This window comes from Streptomyces sp. 6-11-2 (assembly GCF_006540305.1).
In the GTDB taxonomy this organism is placed as follows: Bacteria; Actinomycetota; Actinomycetes; order Streptomycetales; family Streptomycetaceae; genus Streptomyces.
Window position 1 is genome coordinate 2,030,058 of sequence record NZ_BJOR01000001.1, and the last position, 24,066, is coordinate 2,054,123.

General features: G+C 70.9%; 22 protein-coding genes and 1 riboswitch. Of the genes, 7 read left to right on the top strand and 15 right to left on the bottom strand.

What is annotated here, in order from left to right; genetic code table 11:
- Positions 1-308: 308 nt before the first annotated feature.
- From TNCT6_RS08380 to TNCT6_RS08390, 3 genes are read right to left on the bottom strand one after another with little or no spacing between them, the layout of a single operon-like run.
- Positions 309-1,478, bottom strand: a complete 1,170-nt coding sequence (locus TNCT6_RS08380; RefSeq protein WP_141358136.1) for a cysteine desulfurase family protein — start codon at positions 1,476-1,478, stop codon at positions 309-311.
- Between the two features lie 58 nt (positions 1,479-1,536).
- A complete protein-coding gene (locus TNCT6_RS08385; protein ID WP_141358138.1) occupies positions 1,537-1,803 on the bottom strand; it encodes a DUF4190 domain-containing protein in 267 nt (88 codons plus the stop codon).
- A gap of 49 nt (positions 1,804-1,852) precedes the next feature.
- Positions 1,853-2,017: a hypothetical protein gene (locus TNCT6_RS08390; RefSeq protein WP_141358140.1), complete on the bottom strand. Its 165-nt coding sequence runs from the start codon at positions 2,015-2,017 to the stop codon at positions 1,853-1,855.
- 113 nt (positions 2,018-2,130) lie between these two features.
- Between TNCT6_RS08390 and TNCT6_RS08395 the strand changes: the two genes are divergently transcribed.
- Entirely contained in the window at positions 2,131-2,757 is a 627-nt protein-coding gene (locus TNCT6_RS08395) for a TetR family transcriptional regulator (protein WP_141358142.1), read from the top strand.
- 31 nt (positions 2,758-2,788) lie between these two features.
- Here the strand turns inward: TNCT6_RS08395 and TNCT6_RS08400 are convergent, their stop codons facing one another.
- Positions 2,789-3,658, bottom strand: a complete 870-nt coding sequence (locus TNCT6_RS08400) for a thioesterase family protein (protein ID WP_141358144.1) — start codon at positions 3,656-3,658, stop codon at positions 2,789-2,791.
- A gap of 152 nt (positions 3,659-3,810) precedes the next feature.
- On the opposite strand from TNCT6_RS08400, the gene TNCT6_RS08405 reads away from it, so the two are divergent.
- On the top strand, positions 3,811-5,049 hold the full coding sequence (locus TNCT6_RS08405; RefSeq protein WP_141358146.1) for an esterase family protein: 1,239 nt from the start codon (positions 3,811-3,813) through the stop codon (positions 5,047-5,049).
- Here the strand turns inward: TNCT6_RS08405 and TNCT6_RS08410 are convergent.
- The 9 genes from TNCT6_RS08410 to TNCT6_RS08450 form a co-directional block, all read right to left on the bottom strand.
- The gene (locus tag TNCT6_RS08410; RefSeq protein WP_141358148.1) at positions 4,958-5,614 is read right to left on the bottom strand and encodes a trimeric intracellular cation channel family protein; all 657 of its coding nucleotides are present in this window, start codon (positions 5,612-5,614) and stop codon (positions 4,958-4,960) included. The genes TNCT6_RS08405 and TNCT6_RS08410 overlap by 92 nt on opposite strands.
- A gap of 125 nt (positions 5,615-5,739) precedes the next feature.
- Positions 5,740-7,137: an ABC transporter ATP-binding protein gene (locus TNCT6_RS08415; RefSeq protein ID WP_172632832.1), complete on the bottom strand. Its 1,398-nt coding sequence runs from the start codon at positions 7,135-7,137 to the stop codon at positions 5,740-5,742.
- Between the two features lie 23 nt (positions 7,138-7,160).
- Positions 7,161-8,258: an ABC transporter ATP-binding protein gene (locus TNCT6_RS08420; RefSeq protein WP_141358152.1), complete on the bottom strand. Its 1,098-nt coding sequence runs from the start codon at positions 8,256-8,258 to the stop codon at positions 7,161-7,163.
- Positions 8,255-9,253 carry an ABC transporter permease gene (locus TNCT6_RS08425; protein WP_141358154.1) on the bottom strand — a complete coding sequence of 333 codons (999 nt, stop codon included), beginning with the start codon at positions 9,251-9,253 and terminating at the stop codon, positions 8,255-8,257. Before TNCT6_RS08425 ends, TNCT6_RS08420 begins: the two co-directional genes overlap by 4 nt.
- A gap of 110 nt (positions 9,254-9,363) precedes the next feature.
- Complete coding sequence (locus tag TNCT6_RS08430) at positions 9,364-11,169, bottom strand: ABC transporter substrate-binding protein (RefSeq protein WP_141358156.1); 1,806 nt, start codon at positions 11,167-11,169, stop codon at positions 9,364-9,366.
- 67 nt (positions 11,170-11,236) lie between these two features.
- Positions 11,237-12,244, bottom strand: a complete 1,008-nt coding sequence (locus tag TNCT6_RS08435) for an ABC transporter permease (protein WP_141358158.1) — start codon at positions 12,242-12,244, stop codon at positions 11,237-11,239.
- A gap of 319 nt (positions 12,245-12,563) precedes the next feature.
- Positions 12,564-13,358 (bottom strand): enhanced serine sensitivity protein SseB C-terminal domain-containing protein, encoded by a 795-nt coding sequence (locus TNCT6_RS08440; RefSeq protein WP_141358160.1) that lies wholly within the window; start codon positions 13,356-13,358, stop codon positions 12,564-12,566.
- 197 nt (positions 13,359-13,555) lie between these two features.
- On the bottom strand, positions 13,556-14,347 hold the full coding sequence (locus TNCT6_RS08445) for an enhanced serine sensitivity protein SseB (RefSeq protein WP_141358162.1): 792 nt from the start codon (positions 14,345-14,347) through the stop codon (positions 13,556-13,558).
- 810 nt (positions 14,348-15,157) lie between these two features.
- Positions 15,158-15,778, bottom strand: coding sequence for an AAA family ATPase (locus TNCT6_RS08450; protein WP_141358164.1), 621 nt, complete (start codon positions 15,776-15,778; stop codon positions 15,158-15,160).
- Between the two features lie 147 nt (positions 15,779-15,925).
- Positions 15,926-16,022, top strand: a riboswitch (glycine riboswitch).
- Between the two features lie 158 nt (positions 16,023-16,180).
- Between TNCT6_RS08450 and gcvT the strand changes: the two genes are divergently transcribed.
- The 4 genes from gcvT to TNCT6_RS08470 all read left to right on the top strand — a co-directional run bounded on the left by gcvT (position 16,181) and on the right by TNCT6_RS08470 (position 20,545).
- A complete protein-coding gene (gene gcvT, locus TNCT6_RS08455; protein ID WP_141358166.1) occupies positions 16,181-17,308 on the top strand; it encodes a glycine cleavage system aminomethyltransferase GcvT in 1,128 nt (375 codons plus the stop codon).
- A 110-nt stretch (positions 17,309-17,418) separates the two neighbouring features.
- Positions 17,419-17,796 carry a glycine cleavage system protein GcvH gene (gene gcvH / locus TNCT6_RS08460; RefSeq protein WP_141358168.1) on the top strand — a complete coding sequence of 126 codons (378 nt, stop codon included), beginning with the start codon at positions 17,419-17,421 and terminating at the stop codon, positions 17,794-17,796.
- Between the two features lie 17 nt (positions 17,797-17,813).
- Positions 17,814-19,076: a serine hydroxymethyltransferase gene (gene glyA, locus TNCT6_RS08465; RefSeq protein ID WP_141358170.1), complete on the top strand. Its 1,263-nt coding sequence runs from the start codon at positions 17,814-17,816 to the stop codon at positions 19,074-19,076.
- A 101-nt stretch (positions 19,077-19,177) separates the two neighbouring features.
- On the top strand, positions 19,178-20,545 hold the full coding sequence (locus TNCT6_RS08470) for an L-serine ammonia-lyase (protein WP_141358172.1): 1,368 nt from the start codon (positions 19,178-19,180) through the stop codon (positions 20,543-20,545).
- 31 nt (positions 20,546-20,576) lie between these two features.
- Here TNCT6_RS08470 and TNCT6_RS08475 read toward each other — a convergent pair whose 3' ends face one another.
- Entirely contained in the window at positions 20,577-21,677 is a 1,101-nt protein-coding gene (locus TNCT6_RS08475) for a hypothetical protein (RefSeq protein WP_141358174.1), read from the bottom strand.
- 19 nt (positions 21,678-21,696) lie between these two features.
- On the bottom strand, positions 21,697-22,803 hold the full coding sequence (locus TNCT6_RS08480) for an SPFH domain-containing protein (RefSeq protein WP_253266055.1): 1,107 nt from the start codon (positions 22,801-22,803) through the stop codon (positions 21,697-21,699).
- Positions 22,804-22,985: 182 nt separating this feature from the next.
- Here TNCT6_RS08480 and TNCT6_RS08485 point away from each other — a divergent pair, with 182 nt between their 5' ends.
- The gene (locus TNCT6_RS08485; RefSeq protein ID WP_172632833.1) at positions 22,986-24,017 is read left to right on the top strand and encodes a phosphatidylinositol-specific phospholipase C domain-containing protein; all 1,032 of its coding nucleotides are present in this window, start codon (positions 22,986-22,988) and stop codon (positions 24,015-24,017) included.
- Positions 24,018-24,066 lie beyond the last annotated feature (49 nt).

The window sequence follows — 24,066 nt, forward strand, 5'->3', positions numbered from 1 at the left end:
GCCCGACCGCTTTCGCCCTACTGCGCGGGCCTGGGGCGCCGAGGCTCGCCTCACCGCACCAGCCGGAGCGCCGGGGCCGTCCCGCCGCACGGACCTGGAGGGCTGGGGTTCGCCTCACCACCTTCGCCCCACTGCGCGGGCCTGGGGCGCCGAGGCTCGCCTCACCGCACCAGCCCGAACCGCGGGCCCGGCCCGCGTGGACGCGAATCGCCGGGCCGTCCGCCCCACGGGTCCGGAGCGCTGGGCCCACCCGCGGCGCGGATCCGGAACGCGGGCCCGCTCCGCCCGCCCCGCCCCGCCCCGCAGTCCTACGTCAGGCCGGCCGCGCGGGCCCTTTCCACCGCCGGGCCGATCGCCTTCGCGACCGCGTCGATGTCGGACTGGGTGGAGGTGTGGCCGAGGGAGAAGCGGAGGGTGCCGCGGGCCAGGTCCGGGTCGGTGCCGGTGGCGAGCAGTACGTGGCTGGGCTGGGCGACGCCCGCGGTGCAGGCGGAGCCGGTCGAGCACTCGATGCCCTGGGCGTCCAGCAGGAGCAGCAGGGAGTCGCCCTCGCAGCCGGGGAAGGTGAAATGGGCGTTGGCCGGGAGGCGGCCCTCCGGTGCCGGGTCGCCGCCGAGGATCGCGTCCGGGACGGCCGACCGCACGGCGGTGATCAACTCGTCGCGCAGCGCGCCGATCTCGCGGGCGAACCACTCGCGCCGCTCGGCGGCGAGCCGGCCGGCCACGGCGAAGGAGGCGATCGCGGGCACGTCGAGGGTGCCGGAGCGGACGTGCCGTTCCTGGCCGCCACCGTGCAGGACCGGCACGGGGGTGTACTCGCGGCCCAGGATGAGCGCGCCGACGCCGTACGGGCCGCCGATCTTGTGGCCGGAGACCGTCATCGCGGCCAGTCCGGAGGCGGCGAAGTCGACCGGGACCTGCCCGAGGGCCTGCACCGCGTCGGCATGCAGCGGGACACCGAACTCGGCGGCCACAGCGGCCAGTTCGCGCACCGGCAGCAGCGTGCCGATCTCGTTGTTGGCCCACATGACGGTGGCCAGGGCCACGTCGTCGGGGTTGCGGGCGACGGCCTCGCGCAGCGCCTCGGGGTGGACGCGGCCGTAGGAGTCGACCGGAAGGTACTCGACGGTGGCGCCCTCGTGCTCGCCGAGCCAGTGCACGGCGTCGAGGACGGCATGGTGCTCGACGGGACTGGAGAGGATGCGGGTGCGGGCCGGGTCGGCGGCGCGGCGGGACCAGTACAGGCCCTTGACGGCGAGGTTGTCCGCCTCGGTGCCACCGGAGGTGAAGACGACCTCGCTGGGACGGGCGCCGAGGGCCTCGGCGAGGGTTTCGCGGGCCTCCTCGACCCTGCGGCGGGCCGCGCGCCCGGACGCGTGGAGGGAGGAGGCGTTGCCGGTGACACCCAGTGCCGCGGTCAGCGCCTCTGCCGCCTCCGGGAGCATCGGGGTGGTCGCGGCGTGGTCGAGGTAAGCCATGGTGAGGCCGATTCTACGGGCGCCCGCGGCCGGGCCGGAGATCAGGATGGGCCAGGTGTCACAAGCTCCAGGACAGTGTGTTGTCCGCCTGCACGAAGGCCAGCAGGACCACGAGGTCGGCGATGCCCAGGGTCAGGCCGAGCCAGGCGCGGCCGCGGCGGCCGGTGCCGCGCCACAGGGCGACGCCCGCCAGGACGATGGCGGCCGGGCCGAGGAACAGGTTGAGGACGAGCAGGCCGAGCAGGCCGAGGACGAAGGACGCGACGGCCATGCCGTCGGCGTCCTGCGTTCCGGTGTGGCGTGTGGCCGGTGCGGTGAGTTGCATGGCGGATCTGCTCCAGACGGTCGTGGGAACGGGCCGGGCGGGTGAGGCGTCAGCGGGACGTGCCGCGCCTGCGGCCGTGACGCTCGCGGAGCGCGAAGACGCCGAGCCAGACGGCGATCACCACGGCCGTGGCGACCGTGAAGTCGAGCGGCGCGTGAGCCACCGTGCCCAGGACCACGCCGAGCAGCAGCAGTGCGGCGACGAGGAACAGCATGAGATCGGATCCCCCTTGTCGGTGAACGCTTGTGGTTACACTTGTTCACTGACCGCCCAGTCTAGCGCCCCTCCGGCTTTGACAATCCGGAGAACACTTGTTGACTGAATGGCATGAGTCACATTCCCGGCGTCCGGCAGGCCCAGAAGCAGAAGACCCGGCAGGCCCTGATGGACGCGGCGTTGGGGCTGCTGGAGGAGCAGAGCCTGAGCAGCCTCGGCCTGCGCGAGGTCACACGCGCCGCCGGTGTCGCCCCGACCGCCTTCTACCGCCACTTCCACTCCACCGCGGATCTCGGCGTGGCCCTGGTCGAGGAGGCGCTGAGCAGCCTGCACCCGATGATCCGGTCGACGGTGTCCCAGGCGGACGACAGCGAGCAGCGCATCACGCGCGCGGTCGAATTGATCGCGCGTCATGTCGAGGCGTTCCCCGCCCATGTCCGCTTCGTCGCCCGGGAGCGCCACGGCGGAGTGCAGCGGGTGCGGGAGGTCGTCGGCGAGCAACTGGCCAGGTTCGCCCGCGAGGTGAGGGGCGAACTGGCCAAGGACCCCCAGTCCGCGGGGTGGAGCGAGGACGACCTGCTGATGCTCGCCCATCTGTACGTCGATCAGATGCTGATCACCGGTTCGCTGTTCCTGGAGGCGCTCGACGCCCCCGAGCAGGATCGCGAGCGCGTCACCCGGGTCGCGACCCGGCAGCTGCGTCTGATCAGCATCGGCCGCCGGCACTGGCTGGACTGACGGTCCGGCCCGTCGCCGGTGCGGCGCTCCCTCAGTCCAGCCTGACCCGTGCGAGCTGCCGGGACTGCGCCACCAGCCGGTCGGCGCCGTCCCAGACCTCGGCGTCCTCCTCCAGGAAGCCGCCGGCCAGGTTGCGGGTGGTGATGGACACGCGCAGCGGGCCCGGCACCGGACGGCGGCGGACGTGCACCGTCAGCTCGACGGTCGGCACCCAGCCCTTGATGCCCAGCTCGAACGCGGTCGGGGGCAGCGCGTCCACCGCGAGCAGCAGGGACAGCGGGTCGTGGTCCCGGCCGTCGGCGAGACCGAACCAGGCGCGCATCTCCCCGTTCCCGGAGGGCGAGCCGAGCGCCCAGCCGAGGGTGGCGGGGTCCAGCTTGAGCATCAGGCGGTCGGTGATGGCCGAGCTGCCCGGTACGGGCGTGGGAACGCCGGCCGCGTCCTGGGGGCCGAAGCACTGCTCCATGGGCGGGATCGCGGGCGGCTTCGCCGAGGTGCGCACGTCGTCGGGCAGGGTGCCGAGGTCGCCGTAGGAGGCCAGGACGCGGATGCGCTCCACCTCGCGGCCGTCGTCGTCGCACTGGAAGAGGGAGGCCTGGCCGGTCGACAGGGTGCGGCCGGCGCGGACCACGTCCGTGCGGACGACGGCGGGACCGGGCCGGGACGCGGTCAGGTAGTGGGCCGAGATCGTGAACGGGTCCGGGTGCGGCAGGGCGTCCGCGAGCGCGCGGCCGAGGACGGCCAGCAGATAGCCGCCGTTGACGGCGTTGATGATCGTCCAGCCGACGGAGAGGTCGATGCCGTAGACGCCGGGCTCGCTCCGGGTGACCGCGGTGTCCCGGTCGAACTCGCTGTCGCCGATCGTGGCCCGCGCGGCCGCGGCGGTGGCTGCTTCTGACATGTGTGAACGGTACATCAGGGCACTACTAAGCGGTAGCTTTCGTCCGTTGTGCTCATATGACGAGCACTCCGCGGGGTGAGACGCAGGCAATTTCTCGGTAAGTGTCCGTACTTGCCCGTAACCCCGGGGCCCCGTTCCCCCTCTATCGGGACATGAGCCTCACCGGGACTCCGTTCCTGTACACCGCCATCGTGCTGGCCGTGGTCGCCCTGGCCCTGCCGTTCGTCCTGTGGACGCGGCTCAGGGGCCCCAAGTCGCTGCGTGCCGCCCTCCGGGCACTGATGCTGCTGTTCGCCCAGGTCACGGCGATCACCCTGGTCTTCGTCCTGGTGAACAACGCCAACAACCTGTACGACAACTGGGCCGACCTGCTCGGCACGGGCAACCATGTGCAGCAGGCCGCCAACCTGGGCGCCGACGGCACCGGGGGCATCGCCTACCGGAAGCTGCCCAGGGTCGTGCAGAAGTTCACCCCGGCCGACGGGCCCGGGATGCACGCGGCCGGCGGGGTCAGGGTCACCCAGCTCAGGGGCCGGGTCTCGGGGGTGAACGCGGAGGTCTACGTATGGCTGCCGCCGCAGTACGACGACCCCGCCTACAAGAACAGGAAGTTCCCGGTGGTCGAGCTGCTGTCGGGCTACCCGGGCTCGGCGAAGGCCTGGTTCGGCTCTCTGAAGGTGCACCAGCAACTGGAGCCGCTGATGCGGAGCGGACAGGTCGCGCCGTTCATACTGGTGGCGCCGCGCACGAACCTGATCGCCAAGATCGACACGGGCTGCGCCAACATCCCGGGCACCGTGAACGCGGACACCTGGCTGAGCATCGACGTACCGAAGATGGTCACGGACAACTTCCGTGCCGCGACCGGCCCGAACGGCTGGGCCACCGCCGGCTACTCGGCCGGGGCGCACTGCGCCACCAAGCTCGCCGTCGCCCACCCCGACCGCTACCGGGCCGCGGTGAGCCTGTCCGGGTACAACGACCCGATCGGCGAGCGCAATTCGCTCGCCAACCAGAACCTCCGGCTGCGGCGCGCGAACAACCCCTACATCCTGCTGAAGAACTACCGCACGCCGCCGCCCGTCGCGCTCTACCTCTCGGGCCAGACCGGCGACGGGTACCAGGCGGGCGTCGCCCTGGAGCAGATCGCGAAGCCGCCGACGACCGTGCACGTGGTCTTCGTGCCGCGCAGCGCGGGCGGCCACAGCATGGCGCTGTGGCGCCCCCAGGTCCCGGCGGCGTTCCGCTGGCTGACCAGGGTGATGGGGCAGAGGCCGCCCCACCGCCTCCGGACGGCCCTCACTCCTCCCGTACCGTCGACCGGCGGTTCCAGGCCCGCGGAGCTCGCCAGTGGTACCGCATCGCGAGCAACCGCAGGACAAAAGCGGTGACCACCGCCAGCCCGCTGGTGAACGGGTTCAGCGCGTCGTAGTGGATGCACAGCACCACCATGGTGGCGCCGACGATCGCCGGGACCGCGTACAGGTCGCGGTCCCAGCGCAGCAGCGACGGCACCTCGTTGGCGAGCACGTCCCGCAGCACACCGCCGCCCACGGCGGTGGCCATGCCCAGCGTCGCCGACGCGGTGAGGTTCAGCCCATAGGCGTACGCCTTCGTGGTGCCGGCCACGCAGAACAGGCCGAGGCCGGCCGCGTCGAACACGTACACCGCGGTCTGGATGCGCTCCATGTGCGGGTGCAGGAAGAAGACCACGAGCGCGGCGAGCAGGGGGGTGAGAAAGTACCCGAGGTCGGTGAAGGCGGCCGGGGGCACGGCCCCGATGACGATGTCACGGAACAGCCCTCCGCCCAGCGCGGTGACCTCGGCGAGGACGGCGATGCCGAAGACGTCGAAGTTCTTGCGGACGGCCAGCAGCGCGCCGGAGATGGCGAAGACGAAGATGCCGACCACGTCGAGCGTGTGCTGGACGGAGGGACTGAACAGTTGCTGAAGCACGCCACATTGTTACTCGGGGCCGGTTCGCCCCCGAACACGACGGAGCGGGAGAGTGCGACCGCCGGAGCCGCCGGCTCCGCACTCTCCCGCTCCATCACACGCGCGGCTTCAGCGAGCCGCCCCGCCTACTTCTCGGTCGGCTCCTGGCTGCCGGAGCCGTCGGTGCCGGACTCCGAGGACTCGGCGGTCTCGGCGGTCTCGGGGGTCGCGGCGGACTCCACGGTCTCGGGGGTCGCGGCGGACTCCGAGGTCTCGGCGGACTCCACGGTCTCGGGGGTCGCGGCGGACTCGGCGGTCTCCGCGGGCTCCGAGGTCTCGGCCGACCCGGACGGCTCAGCCGTCTCGCCGACCTCCGCGGCCACCGCCGCCGACGTCGCCGCCGACTCCGCGAGGACCTCGTCGGCCACGAGCTCCGCGGCCTCCTTGGCGGCCGTGAGCAGCACGGTGTCCTGCGGGGCCTGGTCCTCGAAGTTCTCCGGGTGGTGGCAGGCCACCTGCTGACCGGGCTTCAGCTCCTTGAGCGGCGGCTCGGTCGTACGGCAGATCTCCGTCGCCTTCCAGCACCGGGTGTGGAAGCGGCAGCCGCTCGGCGGGGCGATCGGCGAGGGCACGTCGCCCTTGAGCAGGATGCGCTCGCTCTTGGCGCTCTTGCGGCTGGGGTCCGGGATCGGGACGGCCGACATGAGCGCCTTGGTGTACGGGTGCATCGGCGCCTTGTAGAGCGACTCGCGGTCGGCCAGCTCCACGATCTTGCCGAGGTACATCACCGCGATCCGGTCCGAGACGTGCCGGACGACCGACAGGTCGTGCGCGATGATCACGTACGTCAGGCCGAGCTCCTGCTGGAGGTCGTCCAGCAGGTTGACGACCTGCGCCTGGATCGACACGTCGAGCGCGGAGACCGGCTCGTCGGCCACGACGAGCTTCGGGTTGAGCGCGAGCGCCCGGGCGATGCCGATGCGCTGGCGCTGACCGCCGGAGAACTCGTGCGGATAGCGGTTGTAGTGCTCGGGGTTGAGACCGACCACCGACAGCAGCCGCTGCACTTCCTTCTTGATCCCGCCCTCGGGCTCGACGCCCTGGAGCCGGAAGGGAGCGCCGACGATCGTGCCGATGGTGTGGCGCGGGTTCAGCGACGAGTACGGGTCCTGGAAGATCATCTGCACATCACGGCGCAGCGGGCGCATGCCGCTCACCCCGAGGTGCGTGATGTCCTTGCCCTCGAACTCGATGCTGCCCGCGGTCGGTTCGAGCAGCCGGGTGATCAGCCGGCCCATCGTCGACTTGCCGCAGCCGGACTCGCCCACGACACCGAGGGTCTCGCCGGAGCGGACCTCGAAGTCGATACCGTCGACCGCGCGCACCGCTCCGACCTGGCGCTGGAGCAGGCCCTTCCGGATGGGGAAGTGCTTCTGCAGGCCGGTCACCTTGAGCAGGACCTCGCCCGGGGCGGCGTCCTTGGTGAGGGTGGCCGTGCCGGAGGCCCCGTCCTCGGCGCCGTCGCTCTGTGCAGGGATGCTCACTGCCTTGTCCTCTGCGTTCTCACTCACAGCTTCGGCGCAATCTCTTCGGTCCAGATCCGCTCCCGCTGCTCCTGCGTCATGTGGCAGGCGGCCCAGTGCTGGCTGCCGACCTCGGTCAGCTCGGGGCGGACCGTGCGGGTGACGTTGTCCTTCGGGACGTCGGCGTACGGGCAGCGCGGGTTGAACGCGCAGCCGGACGGAACGTTGATCAGGGAGGGCGGGGACCCCTTGACGGGGATGAGCCGCTCCTGCTGATCGCGGTCCAGACGCGGCATCGAGCCGAGCAGGCCCCAGGTGTAGGGGTGCCGGGGCTCGTAGAACACCTTCTCGGCCGGTCCGCGCTCGACGCAGCGGCCGCCGTACATCACCAGGAGGTCGTCGGCCAGTTCGGCGACGACGCCCAGGTCGTGGGTGATGATGATGACCGCGGAGCCGAACTCCTTCTGCAGATCGCGGATCAGGTCGAGGATCTGCGCCTGCACGGTGACGTCCAGGGCGGTGGTCGGCTCGTCCGCGATGAGCAGTTCGGGGTTGTTCACCAGCGACATCGCGATCATCGCGCGCTGACGCATACCGCCGGAGAACTCGTGCGGGTAGTTGTCCACACGCTTGTCCGGCTGCGGGATGCCCACCCGGTCGAGCATTTCGACGGCCCGCTTGCGGGCGGTCTTCTTGTCGACGTTGTTGTGGATCCGGTACGCCTCCACGATCTGCTGACCGATCGTGTAGTACGGGTGCAGCGCGGACAGCGGGTCCTGGAAGATCATCGCCATCTCGCGGCCGCGCATCTTCCGCACGTGGTCGGGATCGGCGGACAGCAGCTCGGTGCCGTTCAGCCAGATCTCGCCGGAGATGCGTGCCTTGCGCTTGCCGTACTGGCCGGCGGTGTGCAGGCCCATGATGCCCAGCGAGGTCACCGACTTGCCGGAGCCCGACTCGCCCACGATGCCGAGGGTCTTGCCCTTCTCCAGCTTGAAGCTGAGCCCGTCGACGGACTTCACCAGGCCGTCGTCGGTCGGGAAGTGCACCTTCAGGTCGCGTACTTCGAGGAAGGAGGTCGAAGCGGGCGAGGCGGCGGTGGGTTCGCCCACGGCGGCGTCGCTCTTGCTGAGTTCGGTCATGCGAGCCTCACTCGGGGGTCGATCACGGCGTACAGGACGTCCACCACGAGGTTGGCGATGAGCACCGCGAGAGAGGTGATCAGAACGACACCCAGGATGATGGGCAGGTCCTGGGTCTTGATGGCGTTGAGCACCGCCTGGCCGAGGCCGGGCAGGCTGAACGTCGTCTCGGTCAGGATCGCGCCGCCGATGAGGGCGCCGAGGTCCATGCCGAGCATGGTCAGGATGGGCGTCATGGTCGAGCGCATCGCGTGCTTGCCGATGACGGTCTTCTCCTGCAGGCCCTTGGCACGGGCCGTGCGGATGTAGTCCTCACCCAGGATCTCCAGCATGGTGGCGCGGGTGATACGGGCGTACATCGCCGCGTAGAGGAACGCCAGCGTGATCCAGGGCAGGATCATGCCGCCGAGCCAGCCGGTGAAACTGTGGCCGAGGGGTACGAACTCCCCGTCGATCCAGTTCAGGCCGAACGCGAAGATCGCCAGGCTGAGCATGCCGGTGAAGTAGATGGGGAGCGAGACACCACCGAGGGCGACCAGCATCGCGCCCCGGTCCCACAGGCTGCCCCGCTTGAGCGCGGAGAGCACACCCGCGGCGACACCGAAGAGAAGCCACAGCACGGCGGCACCGAGCGCCAGTCCCAGGGTCACCGGGAAGCGGTCGGTCAGCACCGGCCAGACGGCCTGCTCGCTGCGGAAGGAGTAGCCGAAGCACGGCGCGGCGCAGTGGGTGACGTCGCCACCGGCCGCGTAGGTGCGGCCGACGAAGATGCCCTTGAAGAACTCCCAGACCTGGGCGTAGACCGGTTCGGCCAGACCCAGCTTCTGCCGCACCGCCTCGATGGCGGCAGGGTCGGCCTGCTTGCCTATGAAGTTGGTGGCCACGTCGACGCCCGCCCACTTGGGGACGAGGAAGAAGATGCTGAAGACCACCAGGATGATGACCACCAGCATCACGGCGGCGGCGAACAACCGCCTGATGAGGTAAGCGAGCACAGCTTACGGCCCGCCGCGGGACCGCGGACCTCCGGATGTTTTCCGGGGTCCGCGGTCCCGCCGCGCCGGCCTTCACCTGCCTTTCGTGCCGTACGGCGGGTGTGCCGGGTTTACTTCGAGGACTTCAGGCCGAGGTTGACGAAGTCGTACTGGCCGCTGTAGCCGGCCGACGTGTAGACGTTCGCCAGCCGGTCCGAGCGCCAGTTGATGAACCGCTCGAAGACGAAGGGCAGGTAGTAGCCGCCCTCCATGACCTTGTGGTTGATCTGCGTGGCGATCTCGGCCTTCTTGGCGTCGTCGAGCGAGTTGACGTAGTCGTCGAACAGGCCGTCGATCGCCTTGTCCTTGATCAGGGCGTAGTTGTTGTTACCGCTCTGCAGGATGTACTTGCTGTTCCACAGCGGCAGACCGTAGCCCTGGACGGACGGGAAGTCCGGGCCCCAGCCCATGATGATGATGCCGTAGCCCTTCTTCTTCACGTTCGAGGGGCTGCCGATGATGCCGGCGGTCTGCGAGCCGTCGTACTGGTCGATCTGGACGTCGACGCCGATCTTCTTCAGCGACGCCTGGAGCGACTCGGCCGTGGCCACCTCGACCGGCTTGTTGTTGCGGACGGCGATGGTGGTCTTGAAGCCGTTCGGCTTGCCGCAGGCCTTCAGCTCTTCCTTGGCCTTCTCGACGTTGCCGTTCTTGTTGGCGCCGGCCAGCTCGAACGGGTCGTACTTCTGGCCCTCGGCGCCCGGCACCGACGGGGGCAGCATGTTGGTGCCGATGTCACCACCGGCGACCGGGCCACCACGCGCGGTCTGGAGCGACACGTGGTCCGCGCCGTAGATCACGGCGTTGCGGCAGTGGATGTTGTCGAACGGCTTCACGCTCTGCGGGAAGACCGCGTAACGGACGTAGCCGGAGACCGGGTTGTCCAGGTTGCCCTTGTACTTCTTCAGGGCGGTCTGGCGGCCCTGCGGCGACATACCGGTCTGGTTCAGGTCCAGGTCGTAGTCACCGGCGATCAGGCGCTGGTCGAGATCGTTGGCGTTCGAGAAGAACTTGATGGTGATCTCGTCCGGGTACGCCTTGCGGATGGGGTCCGAGGCCTGCTTCCACTCGGTGTTGCGGACCAGCTTCAGGTCCTTGCCCGGGCTGTACGACTCGAACTTGTAGGGGCCCGAGGAGAACGGGTGCAGACCGTACTTGGACTTGGTGTCCATGTCCTGGCGGACCGGGGACGCCGAGATCAGGGACAGCATCTGCTCGAAGTCCGAGTTGGCCTTCGGCAGGCGGAAGACGATGGTCTTGTCGTCCGGCGTCTCGATCGCCTTCAGACCCAGGTGTTCCTTGTCCTTGTCCTTGTAGGGGCCCTGGTACTTGCCGTCCGGGTCCAGGACCTCCTTCAGGTAGGTCGGACCGCCGGACAGCACGTCCTGCGCCCACACGCGCTCGATGCCGTACTTGACGTCCTTGGAGGTGATCGGCTTGCCGTCCTCCCACGTCACACCGTCACGCAGCGTGTACGTGTAGGTCTTGCCGCCGTCGCTGACCTTGGCGAGACCCGTCGCGAGGTCCGGGGTCAGCTCGGCGCCGGCCGCGCCGGGCTCCGTCTTGTTCGTGACCAGCTGGCGGCTGTAGTAGCGGGCGAAGTTCCACATCATGCCGTAGTAGCCGCGCGTGGTGTCCCACGAGTCGGCGTCCTGGGCCGCGCCGAACTTCAGCGTGCCGCCCTTCTTGGCCAGGGAGGCCTGGGCAACCTTGTTGTTGGCCGCGTCGAAGCCGGCCGCGCCGCTCTTCGAACCGCCGCCACCACCGCCGTTGCTGTCGTTGCCGCCGCCGCACGCCGCCGTGGTCAGCAGCGCGGCGACCACGGCCGCAGCGGCCATGGCCTGCTTGCGCCGCCCTGAGGTGCGTTGGGTAGTCACGTTCTCGGATCCTCCGGATAGATGAGAGACCCCGTGTGGGTGCACGGGTCGCTGGGGGTAGGGCAGTTCAGCGAGAGCCCTTGGGGTCGAGCGCGTCGCGCACGCCGTCGCCGAAAAGATTGAAGGCAAGGACGGTGACGAAGATCGCCACACCGGGGACCACCATGTACATGGGGTCCGCTTCGTAGTAGTCGATCGCGTTCGAGAGCATCTGACCCCACGAGGCGGTCGGCGGCTTGACGCCCACGCCGAGGAAGCTGAGCGCGGCCTCGGTGAGGATGTTGGTCGGGATCATCATGGTCGTGTACACGATGATCGGCGCCACGAGGTTGGGCAGCAGCTCCTTGAACAGGATGTAGAAGCGGCCGGCGCCGAGCGAGCGTGCCGCCTCGACGTACTCGCGTTCGCGCAGCGACAGCGTCTGGCCGCGCACCACGCGGCCGATGTAGGGCCAGCCGAAGAAACCGATGACCAGGATCATCACGAAGACGCGCACACCCGTGCCGGTCAGGCCGAGCATCTCGTTCGGCATGACGGAGACCAGCGCGATGATGAACAGCAGCTGCGGGAAGGCGAGCAGGCCGTCCATGACCCGGCTGATGGCCGCGTCCACCCAGCCGCCGAAGAAACCGGCGAGGATGCCGAGGATGGTGCCCAGGATGACGGCGACGACGGCGGACAGGAAGCCCACGAGCAGCGAGATCTGGGCGCCGTAGACGATGCGGGCGAAGATGTCGCGGCCGCTGACCGGCTCGACGCCGAGGAGGTGGTCGCCGCTCATGCCGCCGAGGGAACCCTTGGGGGTGCCGAAGAGCGGGTCGATCAGGTCCTCGTGGTGCAGCTCGGGGTCCTGACCGGCCAGGTGCGCGATCACGGGCGCGAGCAGCGCGACCAGGATGAGGAGGAGCACGACGATGCCGCCCGTCAGGGCGAGCTTGTCCCGCTTGAGGCGCTCCCAGGCGATCCGGCCCAGGGAACGCCCCTGTACGGCCTTGGCAGCGACGTTGGCGGCCGTCGCCTCGTCGGCAGCGCTCGGGGCCGCTTCCGCGGTCGGCTCGTGCAGTGGTGCCGTCATCTGGCAGGGACCCCTCTCAACCGGCGGTGGCCGGCCCGCGCTTGCCGCTGTGGCGGCTGTTCAGTCCGTCGTACACAGGGGCGAACGCCCCCTTGGAGCGGGAGTCTTCAACGCCATGGTGATCTGTTGCCAGTCTTGGCGGTGAATGGATGCGCAAACGTGATGCGGGTTAAGGGGTTCCGTTATCCGGACAGTGGGTAACGGGGGTCGGACATGGACCAGTTGGGGCGGCCCACAGCAAAAGCGGACCATCCGCATCCATCTACGCGCGCAGAGGGTCACCGGTGCGAGAGCCCTGCGGGCGGACGGACCGGACGGATCAGTAGCCGCCGCGCACCGGCGGATAGCCGTAGCCGGCCGCCGGAGCCTGGGCGGGTGCCGCGTGGGTCTCCCGGTCGTAGAACGGGCGGGAGTTGGCGCGCAGCCACATCGCGACCGGGTCGTACTCGTCGGACATCGCGACCGTCGACACCGGCAGCCCGTCGGGGACGGCGCCGATGGACTGCTGCATCATCACGCGCACCGAGTCGACGGCCGGCGGCGAGGTGTCGTACACGTCGAGGCCGATGGCGAGATACGGCGCCCCGAGCGCGGGCCGCACCCAGGTGCGGCGCAGCGAGCGCAGGGCCGGGGTACGGTGTGCGTTCTGGGTGAGCAGGGCGTAGAACTGCGAGGCCTCCACGGCGGGTTCGGACAGCCGGAGCGGGCCCGCGGGCTGCCGGTCCAGACCGGTGGCGATACGGCGCAGGTCCAGCCACGGGATGCCGATGCCGCCGCCCGGGGCGTGCGGGTTCAGCCAGAGGCCGTAGTGGTCGGGGTAGAGGGTGCGGGCCACGTCGAGGCCGTCCACGACCTCGTACGAACGGTTCCAGCCGCTCGCCGACAGCTCCTGGGCGGAGGTCACGCAGGGCGCGTAGCCGTGGCCGTCGACCTCCATGTGGCCGTACTGGGCGTCGGGGGAACCCGCCTGGCCGTGCCAGAGCAGCATCCAGACCTGGCCGGAGGAGGGGGTCGCCAGCGCGCGCAGCAGCGCCTCGTAGGCGTCGTAACGCCCGGGCGTCACCTGGCGCAGCGTCTGCTCGACCTGTCCGGCCGTGGTGCCGCTGGCGCTCACTTGTACCGCCCCTCCATACAACCGACGTTTCGACCGAGCCGTGGGTCCGGGCCTGTCGTCACCTTCCCGTCGTCCGCCCGGCGGGCAGGCGGGAAAGTGACGGCACGCCTAGCTTAAGCCGCCGTCCGGCGGCCGGGGACTCGCCGTGCGCCGCCGACTGCGGATCGTGTGCGCTTCTCCGGCGTCCCTGGTCGGGCTCAGTGGGCGTGCTGGTAGAACGGGCGGACGTTCTCCCTCATCCAGTCCGCCACGGGATCCTGGGCCACGTCCAGGAGGACCAGGTTGACCGGCCACCTGGCCGGGGTCCTGGTCAGGGCGCGGCCCAGGGCTTCCAGGGGGCCGGCCTGCGGGTCGCCCTCCCACTGGGACAGTTCGACGCCTATGAACATGACCGGTTCGTCCGTCTCGACGGCGGCCAGGCAGCGGCGGGCGGTGCCGATCACACCGGTCTCGGCGAACTCGGCACTGGCGGCGGCGAGGAAGTCCACCGGGTCGTCCTGCCAGTCCGGTTCGAAGAGGCGGACGCGGCCGCCGCTCGACGGGCCGTCCAGGTGGGTGCGCCCCACCCGGCACAATTCGGCCACGGCGGCCGGCGGCAGCGGGACGCCGACCACGCCGTCCGGGTTGAGCGCGATGCCGGCCTGCGGGGGCAGTCCGCGCGCGAAGTCGACGGCGGGCGCGACGGTGTACGCCATGTGCGGGCCCACGACCTGGCGGAACTGCTCCTCGGAGCTGAAGACCGGCACGTATGCCTGGCCGTCGATCTCCAGCGTGGGCAGGTCGAGCGGGCCGCTGCGCGGACCGCCGCCGCTGGGGAGGGGCACCCAGACGAGGCTGCGGCCGAGGACCTCGACGATCCGGCCACCGGCGGTCGGGACGCCGAGGGAGGCGGACAGCACCTCCTCCAGCTCGTTGCCGGGCCATCCGCCGTGCGGATGGGATTGCGCCTGTGCCGGAAGGTCCGCGGAGAAGTCCGCCGGGAAGTCCATCTGCTACCGCCTGCTGTGAACACTGCTGTGGCCGAAAGGCTATCGGGTACACGCCCGAACCTCACGGAAAATCCCATGACCGGACCCCCCGACGCTCCACGCGAGCACCCCCGGCGGCCGACCGCATCACCGACTCGCGGGCCAACCGGCCACCCACCGCGAGACGCGCCTCGGCACGTCGGCCCGGACGGCCTGCGGCACCGGACGGGACTCCGCGCGCAGGGCTGCCCACGGCCCTCGGACCGCGAACTCGATCCACCGCGACAGCACCGGCCGCCTCCCGGTCCAGCGGAGCCGCAGCCCCCGGCAGGGCAGCGGTGACGCCAGAGGGCCTACCGGTGGGACACCGCGCCCTGATCCGGTCAGCGGTCCGCGTGCTGCGCCCGCCGGGCCCGGCGGGCGGGTGTCGGCGCGGTGGGCGGGTCACGCGAGGTCGGCAGGAGCACGCCCGGCGGACGGCCTCCGACGCCGGACGGGACTCCGCGCGCAGGGCTGCCCACGGCCCTCGGACCGCGAACTCGGCCCGCCGCGACAGCACCGGCCGCCTCCCGGTCCAGCGGAGCCGCAGCCCCCGGCAGGACAGCGGTGGCGCCAGAGGCGCCTGCCGCGCGACGCCGCGCCCTGTCCGGGCGGCGCGCGGCGCGTCTCGGTCCGGCCGGTGGTCGGCGAGTCACGCGCCGCGCCGCCGGCCGCTGGGCCCGGGGTGAGGCCGGGCATTCGCGCGAGGCGGCGGGGGCGTGTCCCATGGGCGGCCTCCGGCGCCGGGCCGGGCTCCGCGTGCGAGCCGCCGTGACGGGCCGCGTGTGGTTCTCAGGGGGCGAAATCGATCCGGTGCAGGCGGGTCGCCGCCTCGCGGTCGAGGAGGACCGCCGAGCCGCAGCCCCTGGGCAGGGCGCTCCGCTCCACCGCACGGAGCAGGGCGGCGGTGGCGCGGCGGTGACGGTGGAAGGCGTAGCGGGAGACACCGCGGCCCCGTGCGCGCTGGCCGGTCAGGGCGATGCCCGGGGCGACGTCCAGCAGGACGAGGTGCAGGGTGCCGCCGCGGCGGCGGGCGCTGCGGGCCAGCCAGGCGCGGACCCAGGGCTGCGTGCCGCAGTCGTGGACCACGAGCGCCGACCCGGAGCGCAGCGCGCGGCGCAGCCCCGCGAAGTGGGCGAGGCGGACCAGGGGGCGGTACAGGGCGTAGGGGAGGTGCGCCGCCAGGCGCGCGTCCCAGCGGTCGCGGGTGTCCTGGGAGTCGACGCGGACGCCGTGCACCGCGCGCCGCATCAGGGTGGACTTGCCGCTGCCGGGCAGGCCGGTCACCACGACCAGGTCGCGCGGGCCGAAACGCAGCACGCGCGGGCCGCCGCCGGACCGGTCCCGCAGGTCGCGTACCAAGAGGGCGGGGGCCTGGGCCGTCGCGTACAACGGGGTCCTGTGCGCCGTCATCATTCCTCCCCACGGATCGTAAAGAGAAGGTAATGTGCGGGCCCGGCGTTTCCGTGCACGTCCTGCCACACGACGGTCACAGATGCCGCCCTGCCGCGAAACGGGCCGGGCGTGCAATGATGTGCGCGCAACTGCATATCGGCCGCTTGAATCCGCGCGGGAGAGTCCCCAGCCGTCTCGCTGGGGCGCCGAAGGAGCAAGTACCTCCCTTGAATCTCTCAGGCACCGTTACCGCGCGGGCGAGGCACATCTGAAAAGCGGGCCGCTGGCGCAGTGGCTCCACCCAAGGTGCAAGCCGTGCACCGTCCGTCCGACGGCGGTCATGGCGAACCTCTCAGGTTCCGATGACAGATGGGGAGGACATGGATCCGTCCTCGCCTGTCATGCCTGGGAGACCGCCCGATGAGCAGTACCGAACCCGACCGCCCCCGCCGCACCGCGCTCGACGCGCTGCACCGCTCGCTCGGCGCGACGATGACCGACTTCGCCGGCTGGGACATGCCGCTGCGTTACGGCTCCGAGCGCGACGAGCACATCGCCGTGCGGACGAAGGCCGGCCTCTTCGACCTGTCCCACATGGGCGAGATCACCGTCACCGGCCCGCAGGCCGTCGCGCTGCTGAACCACGCCCTGGTCGGCAACATCGCCACGGTCGGCCTCGGCCGCGCCCGCTACACCATGATCTGCCAGGCCGACGGCGGCATCCTGGACGACCTGATCGTCTACCGGCTGGGCGAGACCGAGTACCTGGTCGTGGCCAACGCCTCCAACGCCCAGGTCGTGCTCGACGCGCTGACCGAGCGGGCGGCGGGCTTCGACGCCGAGGTGCGCGACGACCGTGACAGCTACGCGCTGCTCGCCGTGCAGGGCCCCGAGTCCGCCGGCATCCTGAAGTCCCTCACCGACGCCGACCTGGAGGGCCTGAAGTACTACGCCGGGCTCCCCGGCACGGTCGCCGGCGTCCCCGCGCTGATCGCGCGTACCGGCTACACCGGTGAGGACGGCTTCGAGCTGTTCGTGGCCCCGGGCGACGCGGAGAAGCTGTGGCAGGCGCTGACCGAGGCCGGCGCGGACGCCGGGCTGGTCCCGTGCGGCCTGTCCTGCCGGGACACGCTGCGCCTGGAGGCGGGCATGCCGCTGTACGGGCACGAGCTGTCGACCTCGCTGACCCCGTTCGACGCGGGCCTCGGCCGGGTGGTCAAGTTCGAGAAGGAGGGCGACTTCGTGGGCCGCGAGGCGCTGCTGGCCGCCGCCGAGCGCGCAGCCGCCGAGCCGCCCCGGGTGCTCGTCGGCCTGGTCGCCGAGGGCCGCCGGGTCCCGCGCGCCGGGTACGCGGTCGTCGCGGGCGGTGAGGTGATCGGCGAGGTCACCTCCGGCGCCCCCTCCCCCACCCTGAGCAAGCCGATCGCCATGGCGTACGTCGACGCCGCGCACGCCGCTCCGGGCACGGCCGGTGTCGGTGTGGACATCCGGGGCAACCACGAGCCGTACGAGGTCGTGGCGCTGCCCTTCTACAAGCGGCAGAAGTGACACGGCCGTAGTCGCCACGGAGTCGACGTGAGACACGTCACCCCTGGTCACGCACGCCTTTCGCACTCCCCATACATCACCATTGACCCGCGTACAGGAGAATTCTGGCCATGAACAACCCTCAGCATCTGCGCTACAGCAAGGAGCACGAGTGGCTGTCGCCCGTCGAGGACGGCGTGGCGACGGTCGGCATCACGGAGTTCGCGGCCAACGCGCTCGGCGATGTCGTCTACGCCCAGCTCCCGGAGGTCGGCGACACGGTGGCCGCGGGCGAGACCTGCGGTGAGCTGGAGTCGACCAAGTCGGTGTCCGACCTGTACTCCCCCGTCAGCGGTGAGGTCACCGAGTTCAACGAGGACGTGGTGAACGACCCGTCGCTGGTGAACTCCGCGCCCTTCGAGGGCGGCTGGCTGTTCAAGGTGCGCCTGGCCGAGGAGCCCGCCGGCCTGCTCTCCGCCGACGAGTACGCCGCCGAGACGGCCGGCTGAGAATCGGACGCACGCACATGACTGTTCTCAACACACCCCTGCACGAGCTCGACCCGGACGTTGCCGCCGCGGTCGACGCCGAGCTGCACCGCCAGCAGTCCACGCTGGAGATGATCGCCTCCGAGAACTTCGCCCCGGTGGCGGTCATGGAGGCGCAGGGCTCGGTCCTCACCAACAAGTACGCCGAGGGCTACCCCGGCCGCCGCTACTACGGCGGCTGCGAGCACGTCGACGTGGTCGAGCAGATCGCCATCGACCGCATCAAGGAGCTGTTCGGCGCCGAGCACGCCAACGTGCAGCCGCACTCCGGCGCGCAGGCGAACGCGGCCGCGATGTTCGCGCTGCTCAAGCCCGGTGACACGATCATGGGTCTGAACCTCGCCCACGGCGGGCACCTGACCCACGGCATGAAGATCAACTTCTCCGGCAAGCTCTACGACGTCGTCGCCTACCACGTGGGCGAGGACGGCCTGGTCGACATGGCCGAGGTGGAGCGGCTGGCGAAGGAGTCCAAGCCGAAGCTGATCGTGGCCGGCTGGTCCGCGTACCCGCGGCAGCTGGACTTCGCCGCGTTCCGCCGGATCGCGGACGAGGTCGGCGCGTACCTCATGGTCGACATGGCGCACTTCGCCGGCCTGGTGGCCGCGGGCCTGCACCCGAACCCGGTGCCGCACGCCCACGTGGTCACCACCACCACCCACAAGACACTGGGCGGCCCCCGCGGCGGCGTGATCCTGTCCACCGCCGAGCTGGCGAAGAAGATCAACTCCGCGGTCTTCCCCGGTCAGCAGGGCGGCCCGCTGGAGCACGTGATCGCCGCCAAGGCGGTGTCCTTCAAGGTCGCCGCGAGCGAGGAGTTCAAGGAGCGCCAGCGCCGTACCCTGGAGGGCGCCCGCATCCTGGCCGAGCGCCTGGTCCGGGACGACGTCCGGGCGGTCGGCGTGGACGTGCTGTCCGGCGGCACGGACGTGCACCTGGTCCTGGTCGACCTGCGTGACTCCGAGCTGGACGGTCAGCAGGCCGAGGACCGCCTCCACGAGATCGGGATCACCGTCAACCGCAACGCGATCCCGAACGACCCCCGCCCGCCGATGGTCACCTCGGGCCTCAGGATCGGCACGCCGGCCCTGGCCACCCGTGGTTTCACGACCGAGGACTTCACCGAGGTCGCGGACGTGATCGCCGAGGCGCTGAAGCCGTCCTACGACGCGGAGGCCCTCAAGGCCCGGGTGCGCACCCTGGCCGACAAGCACCCGCTGTACTCGGGTCTGAACAAGTAAGTCCCGTTCCGAGGAGTGCCGTGTGCGGGCCGGAGAACCCGGCCCGTGCGCGGCGCCCCGCCCCTGGCACCCCCAGCACCACCCCGTCTTGAGGAGTCACCGTGGCCATCTCGGTCTTCGACCTGTTCTCGATCGGCATAGGCCCGTCGAGCTCCCACACGGTCGGCCCGATGCGGGCGGCCCGCATGTTCGCCCGCCGGCTGCGCAACGAGGACCTGCTGGAGCGGGCCGCCTCGGTCCGCGCCGAGCTGTACGGCTCCCTCGGCGCCACGGGCCACGGCCACGGCACGCCGAAGGCGGTGCTGCTCGGCCTGGAGGGCGCCTCCCCGCGCACGGTGGACGTGGAGACCGCCGACGAGCGGGTCGAGACGATCAGGACCTCCGGCCGGCTGAGCCTGCTCGGCGAGCACGAGATCGCGTTCTCCTACGACGACGACATGGTCCTGCACCGCCGCAAGGCGCTCCCCTACCACGCCAACGGCATGACCCTGTGGGCGTACGACGCCTCCGGCGCCGAGCTGCTGGCCAAGACGTACTACTCGGTGGGCGGCGGCTTCGTCGTGGACGAGGAGGCGGTGGGCGCCGACCGCATCAAGCTCGACGACACGGTGCTGAAGCACCCCTTCCGCTCGGGCGACGAGCTGCTGCGCCTGACGAAGGAGACGGGCCTGTCGATCTCCTCCCTGATGCTGGAGAACGAGCGGGCCTGGCGCACCGAGGAGGAGATCCGCGAGGGCCTGCTGGAGATCTGGCGGGTGATGCAGGCGTGCGTGCGGCGCGGCCTCTCCCGCGAGGGCATCCTGCCGGGCGGTCTGAAGGTGCGCCGCCGCGCGGCCGTCACCGCCCGCCAGCTGCGCGCCGAGGGCGACGCGACGGCCCGCGCGATGGAGTGGATCACCCTCTACGCGATGGCGGTGAACGAGGAGAACGCGGCCGGCGGCCGAGTGGTCACCGCCCCGACCAACGGCGCGGCCGGCATCATCCCGGCGGTCCTGCACTACTACATCAACTTCATCCCCGGCGCGGACGAGGACGGCGTGGTCCGCTTCCTGCTCGCCGCCGGCGCGATCGGCATGCTCTTCAAGGAGAACGCCTCCATCTCCGGCGCCGAGGTCGGCTGCCAGGGCGAGGTCGGCTCCGCCTGCTCGATGGCGGCGGGCGCCCTCGCCGAGGTCCTGGGCGGCACGCCCGAGCAGGTCGAGAACGCCGCCGAGATCGGCATGGAGCACAACCTCGGCCTCACCTGCGACCCCGTGGGCGGCCTGGTCCAGATCCCCTGCATCGAACGCAACGGCATGGCCGCGGTCAAGGCCGTCACCGCCGCCCGTATGGCCATGCGGGGCGACGGCTCCCACAAGGTCTCCCTCGACAAGGTCATCAAGACCATGAAGGAGACCGGCGCGGACATGTCGGTGAAGTACAAGGAGACGGCCCGGGGCGGGCTCGCGGTGAACATCATCGAGTGCTGACGTGGTCCGGCCCGTGCCGCCGTACGGGCCGCTACCTCCTGACGCTCAGCCAGACGATCAGCGCGACGACCGCGAGCGCCACGAGCGAGGCGGCGACGATCTTGCCGGTGCTGTACGGGCGCTCGCCGACCACCTCGCCGGTGCGGGCGTTCACCGTGACCTGCCAGGTCCGCCCGGCGTGGAGGTAGGTGAGGAACCACACCGGGAGCAGCATCAGCTTGAAGGTGACGTCGGAGTAGCGGGTGTCGACCGATTCGACCCGCTGCTCGTCGCCCCCGATGTCCCTGCGGCAGTCGCCCTCGATGACCTCGGCCATCCGCTGCTTGGCCGTCTCCAGGCCGGCCTCGGGCTCGATGTCGTAGCGCACCGTCTGGAAGCCCGCCAGGTACTCCTCCTGGTAGGGCCTGGCCTCCTCCAGCGGCCAGGGCGTGAGCTTGTCCAGCTGCTTGGCGGTGACGTGGCCGGTGCCCGGCACCAGGACGTCGTCGAAGTCCCGGGAGACCGTTCCGGAGGCCGGGTACCAGCGGGTGTGCCGCACCTGCTCGGTCACGGTGCGGGTCTCGCCGTTCTCGGTGACGGTGCGCGTCACGGTCTCGTAGTAGTACTCACCGCGCCGGCCCCGGTAGCTGGAGTCGGTGGCCGCGTCGTACGTCCAGTGCGGCAGGTAGCTGCCCTTGAAGGACTCCGCCTCGGTGACCTTCTTCAGGTCCTTGGGGGCGAACCAGCGGGAGGACGTCCACGCGCGCAGCGCGTCCCGGGCCGCGTCCCGGTCCAGCCCGAAGGGGACGACGGCCTCGGGGACGACCCGCTCGGTGGCGTTGGCGTCGGCCACCAGGGGCGTGGCGCAGAACTGGCACCGCACGGAGAGCGTGTTGCTCTCCGTGCGGGCCCCGCAGCCCGGGCAGACGAAGGTGTTCACGGAGCCGGGCCCGGCCTGCGGTTTGGCGGGGAGGGCCGCCAGTTCCTGGATCGGATGCTCCCGCACCGCCCGCGGGACGGGCACGATGGCCTGCTGGTGCCGGCAGTAGGGGCAGCGCAGCGCGTCGGTCCCCGGGGCGTACTCCACGGTGGCGCCACAGGCCTCGCACGGGTACGAGCGGGCGGAGGCGGCGGTGGCCTGGTCCTCGGTCATGGTGGTCGTCCCCGCCCGCTCAGGCCTGGGGCGGCAGCGGCGGCGGGACGCTGCCGAAGAGGCGTTCGACCTCCGGGACCTGTTCGGCGGGGAGCCAGCCGGACATGCCGTTCTGCCAGACCAGGGTGGTCCGGGTGAGGGTGCCGGCGCCGATCAGGCCGGTCAGCGCGGCACTGTCGTACGGGCCCTGCTGGGCGCCGCCGACGCCGATGAACCACTGCTGCTGGGGCAGCGGCGGCGGGGTGGCGGCGGGCGAGGGGGCCGCTGCGGCGGGGGGCTGCTGCGGGGCGAGACCCTCCGCCATGCGCCGGCCTAGGGCCATGCCGACACCCAGTCCGACGCCCTCGCCCGCGGCGCCGGGGTTGCGCGCGGCGTCGCCGATCGCGTCGGCCGCCTGGAGCTGGGTGTACTGGTCGAGGTCGCCCACGATCCCCATCCGGGAGCGGGCGTCGACGGCGGCCTCGACCTCGGGCGGCAGCGAGATGTTCTCGATGATGAACTTGGGGACGGCGATGCCGACCGGGGCCAGCTCCTCGGTGAGGGCGCCCGCCAGCCTGGCGCCGAGCCCGTCCTGCCGGGTGGCCAGGTCCAGCATCGGCACCCCGGCCGTGGCCAGGGCGGTGGCCAGCCGGCCGACGATCAGCTGCCGCAGGTACTCCTGCACCTCCTCGGTGCGGAACTGCGGGTCGGTGCCGGCCAGTTCGCGCAGCAGCGCGGCGGCGTCCACGACACGGGCGGCGAAGGCGCCGAAGGCCCGCAGCCGGACCATGCCGAACTCGGGGTCGCGGACGATGACGGGGTTCTGGGTGCCCCACTTGAGGTCGGTGAACTGGCGGGTCGTGACGAAGTAGACCTCGGCCTTGAAGGGCGAGTGGAAGCCGTACTTCCAGCCCTTCAGGGTGGACAGCACCGGCAGGTTCTGCGTCTCCAGGGTGTAGGTGCCGGGCGTGAAGACGTCGGCGATCTGCCCCTCGTTGACGAAGACCGCCGTCTGCGACTCGCGGACGACGAGCTTGGCGCCCATCTTGATCTCGTTCTCGTAGCGCGGGAAGCGCCAGACGATGGTGTCGCGGCTGTCGTCGGTCCACTCGACGATGTCGATGAACTCACCACGTATACGGTCCATCAGCCCCATGGCCCGTCCCCCGTTTCCTCTGCGTACGGCTCACTCCGCGACCGCACGATAGCAATCGCCGCCGGTCCGGGGATCCGGCCCTCGTGCGAACCTGTTCCCCCGGGGGCTACCGCACGGTAACCGTCGTTCCCTACGCTTCCGCTCAACTCAACTACGAACAAAGGGAGTTGGCCATGCGTGGGACGAGAGGACCGGCAGCCTTACTGGGTGCCGTCGCGCTGCTGACGGCGGTTCCCGGCAACGCCCGTGCGGCGGAGCCGACGTTCTCGGGGACGACGGCGATCGGTACGCACAACGCGTACGAGAAGGCCAAGTACACGTACTTCGCGCAGGCGCTGGACTCCGGCGCCTCGCTGCTCGAAATCGACGTCTACACCGACCCGTTGACCCGGCGCTGGCGGGTCAGCCACAGCAATCCGCTGGGCAACGACAACAACTGCGAGGCCGCGAAGACCCCCGGCGAGCTGTACGGCAGGAGCCGCAACCAGGACCTCGGAAGCTGCCTGGACAACATCGCCGCCTGGCATCAGCTGCACCCCGACCACCGGCCGATCGTCTTCAAGATGGAGATGAAGAACGGCTTCAACAACACCCTCGGCCTCGGGCCCGCCGCGTTCGACACCCTGGTCCGGCAGAAGCTCGGCGACATGGTCTACAAGCCGTCGGACCTGCTGGGCGGGAAACACCCCTCGCTGGACGCGGCCGCGAAGGCCGACGCCTGGCCGTCCCGGGACGCCCTGACCGGCAAGGTCCTCTTCGAGCTGATCCCCGGCACGGTGGAGCAGGCCAACCCCTTCGACCACTACTGGACCGACCAGGAGTACGGCGACCACCTGCGCGACCTGTACGCGGCCGGGACCATCACCTCCGCCCAGGCCTTCCCCGCCGTGCTCGGCGCCGCCGCCGGCGACCCGCGCGCGAGCCGTTACGACGCCTCGATCCGCCCCTGGTTCGTGTTCTTCGACGGCGACGCGGCGACCTACGTCGGCCAGGGCTACGACACGTCCTTCTACGCCCGGAACCACTACATCCTGATCACGACGGACGCGGCCGGCGTGGCCCCGGCGATCTCCTCGACCGCCCCCACGGACGCCGAGGTGGCCGCCCGCCTCTCCCTCCTGGCCGGGCACCACGCCAGCGTGATCACCTCGGACTGGTCGGCCAAGCCTGCCGCCGTACTGGGTTCGGTGGTCCCCCGGAGCTGATGTTCGAACGCCCTGAAGGGATCGTCCGTACCAGTTGCGGGGCAGAACC

Bases quoted from the DNA above. Each gene is read 5' to 3' on its own strand.
- TNCT6_RS08405 (WP_141358146.1), top strand. From the start codon at position 3,811: ATGAGCCTCACCGGGACTCCGTTCCTGTACACCGCCATCGTGCTGGCC.
- TNCT6_RS08400 (WP_141358144.1), bottom strand. From the start codon at position 3,658: ATGTCAGAAGCAGCCACCGCCGCGGCCGCGCGGGCCACGATCGGCGAC.
- TNCT6_RS08380 (WP_141358136.1), bottom strand. From the start codon at position 1,478: ATGGCTTACCTCGACCACGCCGCGACCACCCCGATGCTCCCGGAGGCG.
- TNCT6_RS08450 (WP_141358164.1), bottom strand. From the start codon at position 15,778: ATGACGGCGCACAGGACCCCGTTGTACGCGACGGCCCAGGCCCCCGCC.
- glyA (WP_141358170.1), top strand. From the start codon at position 17,814: ATGACTGTTCTCAACACACCCCTGCACGAGCTCGACCCGGACGTTGCC.
- TNCT6_RS08435 (WP_141358158.1), bottom strand. From the start codon at position 12,244: ATGACGGCACCACTGCACGAGCCGACCGCGGAAGCGGCCCCGAGCGCT.
- TNCT6_RS08445 (WP_141358162.1), bottom strand. From the start codon at position 14,347: ATGGACTTCCCGGCGGACTTCTCCGCGGACCTTCCGGCACAGGCGCAA.
- TNCT6_RS08485 (WP_172632833.1), top strand. From the start codon at position 22,986: ATGCGTGGGACGAGAGGACCGGCAGCCTTACTGGGTGCCGTCGCGCTG.
- TNCT6_RS08420 (WP_141358152.1), bottom strand. From the start codon at position 8,258: ATGACCGAACTCAGCAAGAGCGACGCCGCCGTGGGCGAACCCACCGCC.
- TNCT6_RS08480 (WP_253266055.1), bottom strand. From the start codon at position 22,803: ATGGACCGTATACGTGGTGAGTTCATCGACATCGTCGAGTGGACCGAC.
- TNCT6_RS08395 (WP_141358142.1), top strand. From the start codon at position 2,131: ATGAGTCACATTCCCGGCGTCCGGCAGGCCCAGAAGCAGAAGACCCGG.
- gcvH (WP_141358168.1), top strand. From the start codon at position 17,419: ATGAACAACCCTCAGCATCTGCGCTACAGCAAGGAGCACGAGTGGCTG.
- TNCT6_RS08385 (WP_141358138.1), bottom strand. From the start codon at position 1,803: ATGCAACTCACCGCACCGGCCACACGCCACACCGGAACGCAGGACGCC.
- TNCT6_RS08390 (WP_141358140.1), bottom strand. From the start codon at position 2,017: ATGCTGTTCCTCGTCGCCGCACTGCTGCTGCTCGGCGTGGTCCTGGGC.
- gcvT (WP_141358166.1), top strand. From the start codon at position 16,181: ATGAGCAGTACCGAACCCGACCGCCCCCGCCGCACCGCGCTCGACGCG.
- TNCT6_RS08475 (WP_141358174.1), bottom strand. From the start codon at position 21,677: ATGACCGAGGACCAGGCCACCGCCGCCTCCGCCCGCTCGTACCCGTGC.